The organism is Citreicoccus inhibens (assembly GCF_019039035.1).
In the GTDB taxonomy this organism is placed as follows: Bacteria; Myxococcota; Myxococcia; order Myxococcales; family Myxococcaceae; genus Citreicoccus; species Citreicoccus inhibens.
This window is the reverse complement of record NZ_JAHNZT010000006.1, coordinates 26315-42647: the sequence shown is the minus strand read 5'-3', so window position 1 is coordinate 42647 and position 16333 is coordinate 26315. Positions and strand designations below refer to the sequence as shown.

10 protein-coding genes are annotated in these 16333 nt (G+C 69.7%); 9 read left to right on the top strand and 1 reads right to left on the bottom strand.

Annotation, left to right across the window (positions count from 1 at the left end):
• Positions 1-23 precede the first annotated feature (23 nt).
• The 9 genes from efp to KRR26_RS10115 all read left to right on the top strand — a co-directional run bounded on the left by efp (position 24) and on the right by KRR26_RS10115 (position 15536).
• Complete coding sequence (gene efp, locus KRR26_RS10155; RefSeq protein ID WP_120202749.1) at positions 24-605, top strand: elongation factor P; 582 nt, start codon at positions 24-26, stop codon at positions 603-605.
• Between the two features lie 38 nt (positions 606-643).
• Positions 644-1228 carry an acetyl-CoA carboxylase biotin carboxyl carrier protein gene (accB, locus tag KRR26_RS10150; protein ID WP_120202747.1) on the top strand — a complete coding sequence of 195 codons (585 nt, stop codon included), beginning with the start codon at positions 644-646 and terminating at the stop codon, positions 1226-1228.
• A 63-nt stretch (positions 1229-1291) separates the two neighbouring features.
• Positions 1292-2677, top strand: a complete 1386-nt coding sequence (accC, locus tag KRR26_RS10145) for an acetyl-CoA carboxylase biotin carboxylase subunit (RefSeq protein ID WP_120202745.1) — start codon at positions 1292-1294, stop codon at positions 2675-2677.
• A gap of 191 nt (positions 2678-2868) precedes the next feature.
• Entirely contained in the window at positions 2869-5967 is a 3099-nt protein-coding gene (gene sgmX / locus KRR26_RS10140; RefSeq protein ID WP_217079721.1) for a type IV pili formation protein SgmX, read from the top strand.
• A gap of 27 nt (positions 5968-5994) precedes the next feature.
• The gene (locus KRR26_RS10135; RefSeq protein WP_120202741.1) at positions 5995-6933 is read left to right on the top strand and encodes an ExeA family protein; all 939 of its coding nucleotides are present in this window, start codon (positions 5995-5997) and stop codon (positions 6931-6933) included.
• A gap of 5 nt (positions 6934-6938) precedes the next feature.
• Positions 6939-10859 carry a translocation/assembly module TamB domain-containing protein gene (locus KRR26_RS10130; protein ID WP_217079720.1) on the top strand — a complete coding sequence of 1307 codons (3921 nt, stop codon included), beginning with the start codon at positions 6939-6941 and terminating at the stop codon, positions 10857-10859.
• 38 nt (positions 10860-10897) lie between these two features.
• On the top strand, positions 10898-13936 hold the full coding sequence (locus KRR26_RS10125) for a POTRA domain-containing protein (protein ID WP_328707106.1): 3039 nt from the start codon (positions 10898-10900) through the stop codon (positions 13934-13936).
• Positions 13936-14484, top strand: coding sequence for a hypothetical protein (locus KRR26_RS10120; RefSeq protein WP_233576663.1), 549 nt, complete (start codon positions 13936-13938; stop codon positions 14482-14484). The genes KRR26_RS10125 and KRR26_RS10120 overlap by 1 nt, the downstream gene beginning before the upstream one ends.
• Positions 14481-15536, top strand: a complete 1056-nt coding sequence (locus KRR26_RS10115) for a hypothetical protein (protein ID WP_217079719.1) — start codon at positions 14481-14483, stop codon at positions 15534-15536. The genes KRR26_RS10120 and KRR26_RS10115 overlap by 4 nt, the downstream gene beginning before the upstream one ends.
• 8 nt (positions 15537-15544) lie before the next feature.
• On the opposite strand, the gene KRR26_RS10110 is transcribed toward KRR26_RS10115, so the two are convergent.
• Complete coding sequence (locus tag KRR26_RS10110) at positions 15545-16291, bottom strand: sulfite exporter TauE/SafE family protein (RefSeq protein ID WP_217079718.1); 747 nt, start codon at positions 16289-16291, stop codon at positions 15545-15547.
• Positions 16292-16333 lie beyond the last annotated feature (42 nt).

Genomic DNA, 16333 nt, shown 5'->3' with positions numbered 1-16333 from the left:
GTAAGTCCGAAGGAGTCGGTCCCATGGCCGGTGTCATTGACACGTCCGAGTTTCGCAACGGGTTGAAGATCGAGATCGACGGCGAGCCGTTCGTCATCGAACATTTCCAGCACGTGAAGCCGGGCAAGGGCTCGGCGTTCGTTCGGACGAAGATCCGCAGCCTGATCAGCGGTCGCGTGCTCGAGCCGACGATGAAGTCCGGCGACAAGGTCGGCCGGCCCGACATCGAAGAGAAGAGCATGGAGTACCTGTATGCTCAGGGCGACGACTTCTACTTCATGGACAAGCACAACTACGAGCAGACGTTCCTCACCAAGGACGTGCTCGGAGAGGCGCGCAACTTCCTGAAGGAGAACATCAACGTCGATGTGCTCTTCTACAATGGCAAGGCCATTGGCGTGACGCTGCCGAACTCGGTGGACCTGAAGGTCACCACGTGTGACCCGGGCGTCCGAGGCGACACCGTGTCCGGCGCGCTGAAGCCGGCGACGCTGGAGACAGGCTTCACCGTCAACGTTCCGCTCTTCATCAACGAGGGCGACGTGCTCAAGATCGACACGCGTGATGGCGGCAAGTACCTGACGCGCGTGGCCACCGCGGGATAGTCGTCCGCATCGCGGCGACTTCGGAGGGAGTGGACGTAATGGCAACGAAGCGCAAGGCAGTCCGGGCGGCCGCGCCCGCCACCGAAACGCGTCAGGCGGGGACGACGTCCCTGGACGTCGAGGCCCTCCGGCAGATTGTGGAGATCCTCGAGTCGTCCGACGTGACGCGGCTGGTGTGGACGCGCGGCGACGAGAAGCTGTTCATCCGCCGTGGCCATGCTCCGGAGACCACCATCGTTCACCACACGGCGCCTTCCGGGCCGAGTGTGACGGTGGCGCCGCCGGCGGAGTACGCGGCCCCCGCAGCGCCGCGCGCGCTGGCGGCTCCCGCTCCGGCCGCGACGCCGGCAGCGGCTGCCCCCGAGAAGGCGGCGGAGAAGCCGGGGCTCGTGATTTCGAGCCCGTTCGTGGGGACGTTCTACCGGACGCCCGCCCCGGATCAGCCCGCGTTCGTGGACGTGGGCTCGGTGGTGAAGAAGGGGCAGATTCTCTGCATCGTCGAGGCCATGAAGCTGATGAACGAGATCGAATCCGAGGTCTCGGGTCGCGTGGCGGAGATCCTCGTCGAGAACGGTCGCCCGGTGGAGTTCGGCCAGTCGCTGTTCCGCATCGAGCCGGTCTGAGCCTGAGGTGCGGGTGCCCGGCTTGTCCCGGGCGCCCCTCCAGGCACTCTCAAGGAGCACGGCGTGTTCAAGAAGGTGCTGGTTGCCAACCGTGGGGAGATTGCCCTGCGGGTCATCCGTGCCTGCCGCGAGTTGGGTATCGCCACCGTGGCGGTGCACTCCACGGCGGATGCCAACGCGCTGCACGTGCGCTTCGCCGATGAGGCGGTGTGCATCGGGCCGCCGGCCTCCAAGGAAAGCTATCTCAACGTCCCGCAGTTGCTCTCCGCGGCGGAGATTACCCGCGCGGACGCCATCCACCCGGGCTACGGCTTCCTCTCGGAGAACGCCGAGTTCGCGGAGGTCTGCGAGAACTGCAAGATTCGCTTCATCGGTCCCCGGCCGGAGATGCTGCGGCTGATGGGCAACAAGGTGCGCGCGCGCGCTGCGGCCCGTGAGGCGGGCATGCCGCTGCTGCCGGGCAGCCCTGGCACCGTGAAGGACCCGAAGGAGGCCGAGGCCTTCGCACGGGAGATTGGCTTCCCGGTCATCCTCAAGGCCGCCGCCGGTGGTGGTGGCAAGGGGATGAAGATCGTCCGCGATCCGAGCGCGCTCGCCCAGGCGTTCGCCACCGCGCAGGCCGAGGCCGTGGCGAGCTTCTCCAATGGCGACCTCTACATCGAGCGGTATGTGGAGAAGCCGCGCCACATCGAGATCCAGATCGTCGCGGACGAGCACGGCAACATCATCCACCTCAATGAGCGTGAGTGCTCGGTGCAGCGCCGGCACCAGAAGCTCATCGAGGAGTGCCCGTCGCCCGCGCTGTCGCCGGAGCTGCGCAAGAAGATGGGCGAGGTGTCCGTCGCGGCGATGCGCAAGCTTCGCTACAACAACGTGGGCACCATCGAGTACCTGCTCGACGAGCGCGGGCAGTTCTACTTCATGGAGATGAACACCCGCATCCAGGTGGAGCACCCCGTGACGGAGTTGGTCATGGGAATCGACCTGGTGCGCGAGCAGATCCGCATGGCCTACGGCCACCCCCTGCGCCTCAAGCAGGAGGATGTGCAGATTCGCGGGCACGCCATCGAGTGCCGCGTCAACGCCGAGGATCCCATCACCTTCGCGCCGTGGCCGGGGAAGATCACCGGCTACAGCGTGCCCGGTGGCTACGGCGTGCGCGTGGACTCGGCGGCCTACGAGAACTACACGGTGCTGCCGTACTACGACAGCCTCCTGGCCAAGCTCATCGTGCACGCGGAGGACCGCGAGACGGCCATCCGCCGCATGCAGCGGGCGCTGTCCGAGTATGTGGTGGAGGGGATTCGCACCAACATCCCGTTCCACCGCGCTGCCCTGGTCGAGGATGCCTTCCTGGAGGGCAACTACGACACCCGCTTCGTGGAGCGACTCCTGGCCAGCGAGACGGGGACCCACCGGCTGAAGAAGGCCGTGGAAGAGACGCCCTAGGCGCTGGTGCGCTGGGCGTGACGCCTGCCTGGTGGCCAGCCACTCAGGCGGGTGATCCGGCCCCGGGGGGGACGCCGGGCTGTTTCTTGACCCGCATCGGAGGATTCCGTTAGCCTCCGACATCCCCCTCAGTTGAGGACAGAAACCCCCGAAGTTCCTCGGGGTTTTGGCCTGCCGGAAGCCCACGCTCGATGGACAAGAACAAGATCATCGAAGCTGCCGCGAAACTCGTCGCGAAGGGTGCCTACGACAAGGCCATCAAGGAGTACCAGAAGGTTCTGGAAGTCGATCCGAAGGACATCCGGGTCCTCCAGAAGATGGGCGAGCTGTACCAGAAGAAGAACGACAACCCCCAGGCGGCGCACTTCTTCACGAAGGTGGCCGAGAGCTACTCCTCGGACGGGTTCTTCCTCAAGGCGGTCGCCCTCTACAAGCAGGTCCTCAAGCTCAACCCCAACCTGCTCGAGGTGAACCTCAAGCTGGCGGAGCTGCACCAGCAGCTCGGGTTGATGTCCGAGGCGATGGCCTACTTCCAGATTGTCGCCAACCACTACGACAAGGCGGGCGACACCAAGGCCTCTCTCGACACGCTGAAGAAGATGGTGGATCTCGACCCCGAGAACGTGGCGTCGAAGATCAAGCTCGCGGAGCTGTACGCGCGCGAGAACATGGCCAAGGAGGCGCTGCAGGAGTTCAAGCGCGCCGCCGAGTACCTCAAGCGCAACTCCCGCATGGAAGACTGGCTCCGCGTCGCGGAGCGGTTGTCCTCGCTCGAGCCGGACAACCTCTCGCTGGCCAAGGAGCTGGCGGCGGCGTACCTCCAGCGCGCGGATCAGAAGCGGGCGCTCGCGAAGCTGCAGGTGTGCTTCAAGGCGGATGGCCGCGACGTCGAGACGCTGACGCTGCTGGCGCAGGCGTTCCAGGGACTGGGCCAGACGTCGAAGACGGTCTCCGTCTACAAAGAGCTCGCGAAGATTCATCAGGAGCGCGGCCGCGCGACCGAGGCCGAGGCGGTCTGGACGCAGATCGAAGTGTTGGATCCGCAGGATCCGGATCTGCTCGCCCGCCGTGCGCCGCTAGAAGAGCCTCCCGCGCCTGCTCCGGCCCCGGCGCCGCAGCCCGCCGCCCCCGTGGCCGCGGCTCCTCGTGCCGCGGCGCCTGCCCCGGTCGCGCAGCCGGCTCCCGCGCCCGCGCCGGTCCAGGCGCCTTCCGCGCCGCAGGGCATGGGCCGCGAGCAGCTCTCGAAGCTGCTCACCGAGACCGACGTCTACGTGAAGTACGGGCTCCACGACAAAGCGCTGGAGCACCTGCGCAAGGTGTTCTCCGTCGATCCGGAGAACCTGGACGCGCACGAGAAGGCGTACCACATCTACGTCGCCGCCAATAACGTGGCGCAGGCCTCCGAGCAGTTGCTCAACGTGCTTCGCCTGTGCACGCGTCGCGCGGATGTGCAGCGCGCGCAGCCGTACCTCCTGAACATCCTGCAGGAGAACCCGGCGCATCCGGAGGTGCCGGCGTTCCTGGCGGTGCTGCGTTCCGACGCCGCGGTGGCCGCGCCGGTCGTCAGCCCGATGATGGTGGAGTCGTTGGGCGAGGACGCCATCCTGGTGGACTCGAACGACGATGAGATCCTCGTCGCGGAGCCGCCGGACGATGCGCTCGCGCAGCCTCCCGGGGATGAGCTGGCCCTGGCCGCGCTGAGCCACGGGACGGACTCGGACGAGGTCATCGACGACGGCGCCGACAGCACGGTCGTCAGCGAGGAGGCCCTGGTCGGCGAGCCCATCACCTCGAACGAGAACGAGGTGTTCGAGGACTCGCCCGCGCCGGAGGACCTGGCGGCGGCGGCGCTGTCGGATGCGTTGGTGTCCGACGACGGGCTGATGTTGACGGACGAGCCCGGGTTGTCGTCGATGCACGACGACGAGCCGCTCGTGTCGGGTGGAGAGGACGAGACGTCGTTCGCGGACATGTCGTCCGACGAGGACATGTCCGCTCCGAGCGACGACCTGGGCGCGATGGCCCTGGGCGACGAGGAGGACGCACCGCCCACCCGTGTCCTGTCTCCCTCTCGCGCGCTGCTGGATGAGGCGGCACCGGACACGTTGCAGCTCCCCGCGCTCTCGGAGGATGAGCCCGCCGAGTTGGGGGGCGCCGCGTTCGAGGAGGACGAAGTTCCCACGCGCGTGGGCATCGCCGCGCTGAGCAGCAGCGACTTCGACGCGCCGGGCCTGGGCGAGGAAGACGACGCTCCCACGGCGGCGCATGCGATCGCCTTGGCGGCCGCGGACCTGTCCCCGCTGGAGGACGACACCGAGGCGACGGCGGTGGCCGAAGTGGAGGCCCTGCCCGAGACGGAGGCCCTGCCCGAGGCAGAGGCGGAGTTCGAGGACGAGCCCGCGGCCGAGGAGTGCGACGAGGCCTCCTTCTTCCTCGACCAGGGCTTGCTCGAGGAGGCGCGAGAGATCCTGGAGACGGTGGCGATCGCCTTCCCGGGCCACGCGCGCGCGGGCGAGCTGATGGCTCGCCTGGAGGAACTGGAGGCGCAAGGCAACGCGCCCCAGGATGAGGCGCCCGCCGAGCCGCTCGCCGTGCCCAGCGTGCAGCCCGTCACCGAGTCCACGGGGGAGCGCGATGCGTTCGACCTCGCGGCCGAGCTGGCGGGGGAGATCGACGGCCTGGGCGGCGAGGCGCTGGCGGAGGCGCCCCCGGCAGAGGACGACTTCCAGTACTCGGTGGACGAGGTCTTCGCCGAGTTCAAGAAGGGCCTGGCGAAGGTGGTGAAGCCCGAGGACGTGGACACGCACTACGACCTGGGCATCGCCTACAAGGAAATGGGCCTGCTGGACGACGCCGTCCACGAGTTCGAAGTGGCCCGCCAGGGCTGCGTGGGCACGAAGCGCGAGCTGGACTGCCTGACGATGACCGGCATGCTTCACACCATGCGCGGCCAGCCCGCCGAGTCGGTGCGCGTCTTCAAGGAAGGACTCGCGAGCCCGCTGGCGGTGGGGGAGGTGGCCAAGGCCCTCGGCTTCGAACTGGCCAGCGCGTACGAGGCGCTGGGCGAGGCGGGCAAGGCGCTGTTCCATTACCAGCGCGTGGCCTCGCAGGACGCGAAGTATCGCGAGGTGTCGGCGCACGTGACGCGATTGGCGGCGACGACGTCTCCCGAGAGCGACGAGGCTCCCGCGGCCGCGAAGGGCGCCGCTGGAGGCAAGGGCCCGAGCGCCGCTCCCACCCAGGTGCCAGCCGCTGGCGCGCCCAAGGCGCGCAAAGTCGGCTACGTGTAGTGTGCTGCCACGAGGTCCGGCGAACCGATGACGACCTACCTCGATTTCTTCGAACTCACCCAGGAGCCCTTCTCCAACGCTCCGGTGAGTCGCTTCTATTACAACTCAGCTCAGCACTCGCAGGCGCTGACGCGGCTGATGCACGCCGTGGGCTACATGAAGGGCCTGTCCATCCTCATCGGGGACATCGGCGCGGGCAAGACGACGCTCGCCCGGCGCATGCTCGACTCGCTGCCGGAGTCTGAGTACGAGGCCGCGCTGCTGGTCATCATCCACTCGGGCATCACCGCCCACTGGCTGTTGCGGCGGATCGCGCTCCAACTGGGCGTGGAGAATCCCGCGCAGGAGAAGCTGGCGCTCCTGTCCCAGCTCTACCAGCGCCTGCTGCAGATTCACGAGTCCGGCAAGAAGGCCGTCGTCCTCATCGACGAGGCGCAGATGCTGGAGACGCGGGAGATCATGGAGGAGTTCCGGGGGCTGCTGAACCTGGAGGTCCCCGAGCGCAAGCTCATCTCCTTCGTCTTCTTCGGCCTGCCGGAGATCGAGAAGAACCTCAAGCTGGACCCTCCGCTCGCCCAGCGCGTGGCGCTCCGCTACAAGCTGGAGCCCTTCACGGCGGAGTCCACCGAGGCCTACATCAAGCATCGGCTCCGGCTGGCGGGCTGCCCGCGCATGCCCTTCACGGCCGAGGCGCTCCTGGCGGTGCATGCGCACTCGGGGGGCACGCCTCGCGTCATCAACACCTTGTGCGACAACGCCCTCTTCGAGGCGTTCCTGGCCCGGCAGGAGAGCATTGGCGCCGAGCTGGTGAATCGCATCGGGCAGAACCTCGGGCTCCAGGGCGGGGCGGCCGCCTCGTCGGCGAGCGAGCAGGCGGCGCCAGCGACGTCACTGCCTCGCACGGCGAAATCCAAGATCGATCTGGCGGAGATCGACCGCTACCTCGAGGGGCTCGGTAAGCTGTAGCGGTCTTGGCATCCCAGGGCCGCAACGGTGCGCGCAAGGCGCTGCTCGTGGTGCTCCTCGTTCTCTCGGGGAGCATCCTGGTCCTGCGCACTCAGGCCTCGTGGGATGCGGCGTGCACGCTGGCGCGGCGCCACCTCCCGGGCGTGCTGGGGATGGACGTCGGCATCGGGCGGTGCGAGTTGGATCCGCTGGGCTCGCGCGTGCTGCTGCATGGCGTGTCGCTCTTCACGCCGGGCTCCGACACGCCGTTGTTCGCGGCGGATCTCGCGGAGGTGCGCTTCGGCTTCTTCGGGCCGTTGGGCCGGCGCTTCACGTTGGGGCAGGTGCGTGTGCGGCACCCGCGCGTCAACCTGGACCTGTCTCAACCCGCGCCCGCGGCGCCGCGCGAGCCGGGGCGTTGCTTCCTGGCGCCGTTGGATCGCCTGCGCATCGCGAAGTTGGACATCACGGGCGCGGAGGTGCGGCTCGTGCTGCCTCGCGGCCGGCGGGTGGACATCACCAACCTGGACGTGGGCTGGGTGGAGCGCTGGGGCGTCATGGAGTTCGACGTCGAGGCGCGCAGCGGACTGGTGCAACTGGGCGCGGACGGCGGCGAGCTGGCGCTGGGCCGGTTGGTGTTCACCGGCGTGTTGGACCCCACCGAGGCGCAGCTCGACGTGGAGCGCGCCGAGGTCACGCTCGACGACTTCACCACCACGCTGTCTGGTCGCGTGGAGACGCTGTGTCAGCCGCAGCTCGCGCTGGACGCGCAGGTGTTCCTGCCGCTGCAGACGTTGCATCGCGCGCGCCTGTTGCCCCGGCCCGCCACGGGGCACCTGTGGTCTCGCCTCTCCGTCACGGGGAGGCCCGCCGCGCTCGCGGTGTCCGCGGACGTGTCCGCCAGCAACCTCGCTTACGAGAAGTACGGGCCCGTGAGCCTCACCGCGCGGTTGGCGTACGTGGGGGATCGCGTGCGAGTGGAGGAGCTGTCAATCCCCGTAGGCAGCGGGCGCGTGAAGGTGGCGGGCTCGCTGCGGTTGATGCCCGACCTGCCGGTGGAGGTGTCGCTCACCACCGAGGAGGCCTCGCTCGGCCGCATCCTGGAGCGCGCGGGCATCGTGGGGTCGTGGGTGGACTTCCCCGCGAGCGTGACCGCGCATCTGTCCGGCACGTTGCTTCCTCGCCCCAATATCTCAGGGCCTTTGGAGCTGCGCGCCGGGCGCTTCGTGCTCGCCACGCGGCCGTATGACGCGCCCGAGTCCCTGGGCAAGACGCTGCTCGAGTTCGACCGGGCCCGCGCGCAGACGCTGGTGAAGCTGCTGCCGGACCGGGTGACGTTCGCGAACATCACCGCGGACTCGGGGCGCTCGCGGGTGCGCGGCGACGTGACGCTCTTCTATGACAAGGCACGTGGCCTGGACATCCGCGGCGGCGGGGACCTGGAGCTGGCGGACTTCGGTCACATCGCGAAGCTGCCCTGGTCGGGTCGCGGCTCGGCCACGTACGTCATCACCGGGCCGTACTCGGACGTGAAGGTGGAGTCGAGCCTGTCGCTGCGCGACTTTGTCTTCTGGAACCTGGGCCTGGGCGTGGTGCAGGGCAAGCTGACGTACTCGGGGGGCGTGATGGCCTTCCCCTCGCTCACGGGCCAGAAGGGGCGCACGCAGTACTTCGGCAAGGGGGCGCTGACGTTCGGGCGTGTCTTGCACGCGCGCCTCGACGTGAACGTGCCGCAGGGGCGCACCGAGGACCTGGTGGACGTGGTGGCGGGCCTGAGCTCCTCGCTCGCGGTGATGCAAGGGCCGCTGACGGGGACGGCCTCGGGGCGCGTGGAGATCGACAGCCCCGTCGAGAAGCTGGAGGGCCTGGTGGCCTTCGACATGAAGGACACCCGCTACTACGGGCGGCGCTTGGGGGCGGGCTCGGCGCGGCTGCGCTTCGTGGATGGCAAGGAGATGGTGCTGGAGCGCACCGTGTTGGAGGGGCCGCAAGGCCGGCTGTGGGCCGAGGGCACGCTCCTGTTCGCGGGTGGGCTGGACTACCGCTTCGGGGGAGACCACCTGTCGTTGACGGAGGCGGTGGGGCCGGAGCTCGGCGAGCGCATGGGCATCCAGGGGGTGCTCGAACTGGATGGGCGCGTGACGGGCAACGGGGAGTTGCCGGTGGTGGAGGCCTCGCTCAAGGGGCCGCATGTGATGTTCGCCTCGCGAGACCTGGGGGCCATGGACCTCCAACTGCGCCAGGTGGGCAAGGACCTGCGGGTGGACGGCCATCCGTTCCGAGACGCGCAGGGCTGGATGACGATGAAGGTGAAGGAGCCCTATCGCTTCGACTCCTCCATCGCGTTGCAGCTCCCGGAGATTCGCCCGCTGCTGCCTCAGGCGTCGTATCTCCAGGGCGTGTCCGGCTCGCTCGCGGGCCGCGTGTCCGCGCAGGGCCCGTTGCTGGACCCCGCGTCCTACGAAGCCTCCGCGCAGGTGCAGAAGCTGGTGCTCACCCGCGGCGAGCTGCGCGCGGACAACAAGGGCCCCATCTCGTTGACGTATCACGCGGGGACGTTGGAGGTGTTGCCCTTCCGCTTCAGCGGGACGTCGCTGGACGTGACGCTGGGCGGCTCGGTGAGTGGCAAAGGCATGGCCGTGAGCCTGCGTGACGGCGCCATGGACGTGCGCCTCTTGGAGCCCTTCCTGCCCGGAGTGGAGCGCGCGAGCGGGCTCCTGCGCGTGGACGCCGAGGCGACGGGCACGTTGGACGAGCCGTCCCTGGTGGGCTCCGCGGAGCTGTCCGACGTGCGCGTGACGATGCGAGACCTGCCCGTCAACGTGCGCGGCGTGTCGGGGCGGTTGGAACTCACGGGCCAGCGCGTGCTGCTGGAGCACTTGCAAGGGCAGCTCAACGACGGGCACGTGTCCGCGCGCGGTGACGTGCGGTTGGAGCGCTTCAAGCCGAAGCGCTTGGGACTGACGCTGCAACTCGACGAGGTGCCGTACCGGTTGACGGAGGACCTGCCCATCACCGTGTCCGGCCTGCTCCAGGTGATTGGCCCGCCGGACGGCCTCACCGTCACGGGGGGCCTGGACATCGTCAAGCTGCGCTATCAGAAGTCGGTGGACGTGGAGTCGCTGCTCAAGGGGCTTCAGCGCCGGACGGCGATGGTGGGCGGCTTGCCGGGCGAGCGCGCGCGCGACCCGTTCGTCACCTGGGACGTGAACGTGCACTTCGGTGACGTGCGCGTGGAGAACAACCTGGCCAAGGCGCGGCTGCTCGGGGACGTGCGGCTGACCGGCACGGACGTGCGGCCGGGGCTGCTGGGGCGCGTGGAGGCGGCGGAGGGCAGTCAGGCGTTCTTCCGCAACAACCCGTTCGCCATCAACCAGGGGCAGGTGGAGTTCCGCGACCCGACGGGGATCGACCCCGTGTTCGAGGTGCAGGCGCAGACGCAGGTGCGCGAGTACGTGGTGCGGCTGCACGCCTTCGGCAAGCCGGCGGACCCGCAAATCATCTTGTCGTCCGAGCCCGCGCTCACGGAGGGTGATGTCCTGTCGCTGTTGACCCTGGGCGTGACGAGCTCGGACAAGGACACGGCGGCCTCGGCCAGCGCCGGGCTGGCGGCCGAGGCCCTCTTCAACGTGTCCGGTCTGGACCGGCAGCTCCGGCGCTTCTTGCCGAGCAACCCGGTTCTGCGCGACCTGTCCCTTCAGATCTCCACCACCTACAACGACGCCACGCGGCAGGCGGAGCCCACCGCACAACTGGAGTCGAAGTTCCTGTCGGAGAAGCTTAAGATCGGCATGACACAACCGGTGAGCGGTCGCGGGACGCGGGCGCGGGCCGAGTATCGATTCGACGACCGACTTTCCGCGCAGGCCCAGTGGGACAACGAGAACAGCGAAGCCTCGTTTGGAAACCTCGGGCTCGAGCTGAAGCTGGGCTGGGAGGTCGAGTAGCCGCGTGGGTCGCGCTGGCGCTCGCGTGGGCGTGCGCGGTGGGGCCGTGGCAGGCGCGCGCGGAGGACGCTCCCGAGGTGGTCTCGGTGGAGCTGCACCTGCCGGGCGGCACGGACGCCGAGGGGCTCTCGTCGCTCGTCGCCGTGCGCAAGGGACAGGCGCTGTCGCCGAGCGCGGTGCGTCGCTCGGTGGAGCGGCTGTGGGCCACGGGGCGCTTCTCGGACGTGGTGGCGCGCAAGGAGGACGTGCCCGGTGGCGTGCGGCTCGTCTTCCTGCTCACGCCCTTGCTGCGGCTCTCCACCGTCTCCGTTCACGGCAATCAGGTCCTCACGACCGCCGAGGTGCTGGAGGCCAGCAACCTGCTGGAGGGCGGCCCGTTGGACCCCGAGGAGCTGGAGTCCGCGGTCGGCGCGGTGCAGGAGGCGTATCGGGCTCGGGGCTATGACGCCGTGAAGGTGGACGCCTCGCAGGCGCCCGTGCCGGGTGGCGGGGTGGCAGTGACGCTGCGCCTGGAGGAAGGGCTGCCCACGCGCGTGCGGCAGGTGACATTCCTCGGCGCTTCGGACCTGCCTCTGCCGCGACTGATGGACACGCTCGGCATGCGCCCGGGCGACGTCTTCGACCGGGGCAGGCTGGAAGCGGGGCTGGAGCGGCTGCGCGTGTTCCTGCGCGAGGACCACCGCTGGAGGGCGCGCGTGGGCGTGCCCACCGTGACGGTGGAGGAGGGCGGGGCGGCGGTGGCCGTTCCGTTGAGCGCGGGGCCGCGCTTCACGATGCGCTTCCGGGGCAATCACCGCATGCCCGATGTCCTCCTGGCGCGTGTCGCCGCCTACGAGGGGGAGGACACGCTGGATGACGTGGTGGAGGCGCGGCTCGCGCGCAAGCTGGAGGCCTTCTACCGACAGCGTGGCTTCCATTCGGCGCGTGTCCGGGCGCACTCGGTGGAGCGCGCGGACGGGGCGGTCGCCGCGCTCACGTTCGACGTGGAGGAGGGCCACCCGCTGCGGGTGACCGAGGTGCGCTTCCACGGCAACACGGCCGTATCCAGCCAGGACCTGCGCGCGCAGCTCACCGCGCGCGTGGCGGCGGGCGAGACTCGGCCTGAGCTGGACCTTCCCCTGCGCGATGATCCCCTGGCGATGGAGGGGCGCCACCCGCCCGACATTCAAGGCGTGGAGCCGCCGCCCGACCCCTCCACGGTCTATGTGGAAGAGGCGTGGCTGGACGCGGCGGACGGCATGACGACGGCCTACCGCGAGCAGGGCTTCTCCTCCGCGCTGGTGACGTTCCGTGGCCTGACGATGGACACCGTCCAGCACACGGCGGTGGCGGACTTCGACGTGGAGGAAGGGCCGCGCGCGCTGGTGCGTGACGTGCGCTTCGAGGGCATGCCGGCCGACGTCCACTCGGAATGGACGCGCGCGATGTTGAGACGCGGCGCGCCGCTGAGCTTCGAGCGGGTGGAGCAGGTGCGCGCCGCGACCGAGCGCGGCTTGGGGCACGAGGGCTACCTGTTCGCCCACGTGGCCAACAAGGTCACGGTGGATGGCGAGGGCAAGGCCGCGAGCGTGGTCTTCGAGGTGGACGCCGGGCCCCGGGTGCACGTGGGCAAGGTGCTCATCCAGGGCCTGACGCGCACGGATCCAGACGTGGTGCTGGCCTACCTGGACCTGAAGGAAGGCGCGCCGCTGTCGATGGAGGACCTGGCAGATGGGCAGCGGCGGCTGGCGCGCCTGGGGCTGTTCAAGCAGGCCGAGGTGTCGCTGGCGGATCCCAATCGGCGCGAGGGCTCCAAGGACGTGCTCGTGTCGGTGCAGGAGCGGGCGCGGTTGGATGGCGAAGTGTCCGGCGGCTACTTCCTGGTCGACGGTCCCCGCGTCACGTTGGACACGGCGTGGCGCAACGTGGATGGCAAGGGCCTCAACGTGCTCGCGCGCGGCAAGGTGAACTACGCGGGCTGGAGTGCGCAGGCGCTGGGCTCGGACCGGAGGCCCGCGGGGTGTGACTCAGGCCTCGCACAGGGCTCGGCGTGCGACTCGGACCTGGATGGCCTCAGCGGGCTCGGTGGGCGAGGCAACCTGGCGCTGTCGCAGTCGCGGCTCTACTTCCTCTCTCCGCAGGAGGTGGGCGCGCGGCTGGACCTGATTGGCGAGCGCGTGCACCGGCCCTCGTACCTGTCCACGCGGTTCGCCGCCGTGGCGGGCTTGGACTGGGCGGTGTCCTCGTGGCTGAACCTGTCGCTCCAGTACGAGGTGGAGAACAACCGGCTGCGCTCACGCGCGGGCGTGTTGGAGTTGGTGAACCGCGCGGATCAAGAGCGCCTGCGCTATCCGTTCGGTGACTTCGCGCTGCACTCGCTGCGACCGGCCGCGACGCTCGACTTCCGTGATGACCCGGCCAATCCCCGGCGCGGCATGGTGCTGACGACGAGCGCGGAGTTCATGCGCGGGCTCAGCGTGCGGCCCACGGATGTGGCGGGAGATCGCGTTCCGGCGTTCCCCATCAACAGCGTGAAGCTCGCGGGCAATCTCAGCGTGTACGCGCCGCTGGGGCGCCGCGCGAGCGTGGCGTTGAGCGCGCGCGCGGGCACCATCGTGCCGCTGACGGAGGGCGCGCAGAACATCGGCTCGAAGCTGTTCTACCTGGGCGGCTCATCGAGCCTCCGAGGCTTCCGCGAAGATGGCGTGCTGCCGCAGGACGTGCGGCAGGCGCTGCACCAGCGGCTGAGCGATTGCCGCTCGCTGATTACGCCCTCGGGTTGCTCGGAGGACTTGAAGGCCGTGCTCGCGGGGCAGTTCCCCACGAGCCAGGGCGGTGAACTCTACACGCTGGGCAAGGCGGAGCTGCGCGTGCCCGCGCTCGCCGCGCTGGACCTGGGCCTCTTCATCGAGGCGGGCAACCTGTGGCAGGACCGCACGCTGTTCGACCCCACGGAGTTGCGCTACTCGGCGGGCGTGGGGTTGCGCTACGTGACGCCCGTGGGCCCGCTCGCGTTCGACGTGGGGTTCAACCTGGACCGCGACGAGGCCGTCAACGAGGCCCCCACGCAGTTCCACTTCAGCATCGGGGCGTTCTGATGACCGGGCCTCTGGCGGGACACGCGTCCTGGCGCCGCGGTGTGATGGGGCTGAGCGTCCTGGCGATGCTCGGGGCCTGGGCTGGGTGTGGACATGCGGCGCCGGCGGAAGCGAAGCCCGAGCGGCCCAAGTGGATGCCCCCCGACGGAGATTGTCCCAAGGGCTCGCAGCTCCAGATGCAGCGGTTGGGGCTGAAGCCGGGGGACCGCATCCCCGTCATCGTGGACAGCATCCAGGACCATCCGGGCCCGGCTCGTTACAACTACAGCTTCGTCATCGCGACGCCGCGCGCGGACGGCGAGAAGATGCTGCCGGGGGCGCGCATTGGCGGGCGCTTGTTCGTGACGAAGCACCGGGTCTTCGGGCGGTACGACCGCATCTTCGTCCCCGAGAGCGGCGCGCTGTCCGTGCCGTTCTGTGGCGTCCTCTTGGATTCGCGTTGGGATCGGGATGGCGAGGGGCTCATCGCGTACCCGAGCCCCATGAAGGGCTTCTCCGTGGTGCAAGACAACACTGGGGTCATCCTCGTGGTGGACCGCTACCCGTGAGTCATCCACTCGATGCCTGGACGGCGCGGCTCGGCGGCGCGGATCCACGCGAGGTGTCACGCGCGTTGGAGGCGATGGGGACGGCGCTCGAGTCCGAGGATGCGCGGGCGCGAGAGCGGGCCGCGGGCATCCTGTTGGAGACCCTGCCGCGGGCGCGGGCGACTTCGCGGGCCGCCATCCTCGCGCTGCTCCAGTCCTCGTGGTGGCCGCCCCAAGTCTCCTTGGCGGAGCAGGCGTTCGGTGCCGTGGTCGCGGCGCTGTCGCGTGCCGACGCTGACTCTCCGGAAGTCGTAGACGCGGCGATGGTGCTGGCCCACGTCTGTCGCGTGGTGCCCGAGCAGATTCCTTCCCTGGAGGCGGCGCTGGCCCACGCCTCGCCCGCGGTGAGGCGTGCCGCCGCGAGCGCGGTGGGGCGGGTGGGCGTGCCCGCGCTGACGCTGCTCCCCGCCTTGCTCCCTCGCTTGGACGAAGAGGGCGAGGTCGGGGACACGGCGTTGGAGGCCTTCGTCTCGCTGGCTCCCTCGGCGCCGAACAGCACGGCCTCGGTGATGCTCGCGTTGATTCAGCGCACCGAGGGCGCGCGGCGCTACCTGGCGCTGGCCTCGCTGCGAGGACTCCTGGAGGAGCTGCACCGGCAGCGGCTCCCCCTACCTGTCCTCCCGGACTTGGAGGCGGCGTTGCTTCAAGTGTGGGACGACGCCGAGCCCACGGCGGGCGTCGAGGCGCTCGTGATGCTGGGGCTCGCCGCGAGTCCCTCGCCGCGCGCGGTGAGCGCCCTCATGCAAGCCTTGCGGGCGGACCGCGCCGAGGTCGCCGCGACCGCTGCCTGCGCCCTGCTGCGAAGCGGGTGGGCGACCGAGGAGGCCGTGGGCGTGCTCGGCGCGCAGCTCGTCTCGGACGTACCCGACACGCAGGGCGCTGCGCTGACGGCGCTGGAGTCGCTGGACCGCGAGGCGCTGGCCCGAGCCCGGAGTGTCTTGGCGTCATGCGCGAACACGGCGAGCCCGCTGACGCGCGATGCCCTGCGGGCCTTGCTCTCGCGCGCACGCTGACCGCGCGACTACGCGTGGCGCAGGAAGAACGCGAGCGTCACGAGGATGCTGAGCGCCGAGACGCAGCGGCGCAGGCCGCGCGCATCCAGGCGCCGCGCGAGGCGAGCGGCCCCATAGCCACCCATCACCGAGGACCCGAGGAGCGCGAGCGTCTGCGGCCACCACACCTTGTCCGCGACGATGAAGCAGACCACCGCGACCGCGTTCGTCGCGGCGACCAGCAGCGTCTTGGCGGGGGTCGCGGCCCGAAGGTCCACGGCCCCGAGCAGACCCCAGACCGCCATCATCATGATGCCCACCGCGCCCCCGAAGTAACCGCCGTAGATGGCGAGCACGAACTGCGTGGCGAGCACGCCACGCGGCCTGGGCTGGACGTGACGCCGCACCCACTTGCCCACGGAGGGACCCGCGACGAATGCGACCGTGGCGAGCAGCAGCAACCACGGGATGAAGGCATCGAACGCACGGCTCGGGGTGCGCAGGAGCAGCACCGCGCCCACCAGCCCTCCGGCCACGCTGGTGACGAGCAGCGTCCGAAGCGGCAGGCCATTCAGTGACGTGAGGTCGTCTCGGTAGGCCCAGGTGCTGGCCAGGCTGCCGGGCAACAGGGCGACGGTGCTCGATGCATTCGCGCAGGCCGAAGGCACGCCCGCCCAGAGGAGCACGGGGAGGGTGACGAAGCTGCCCCCGCCCGCGACGGCGTTCATGGCGCCCGCGAGCGTCCCCGCGAGGCAGAGCAGGACGAAGGTGTTCATACCCCGAGGCTTTCTCGGCGGCGTGCTCTGGACAATGCGCCA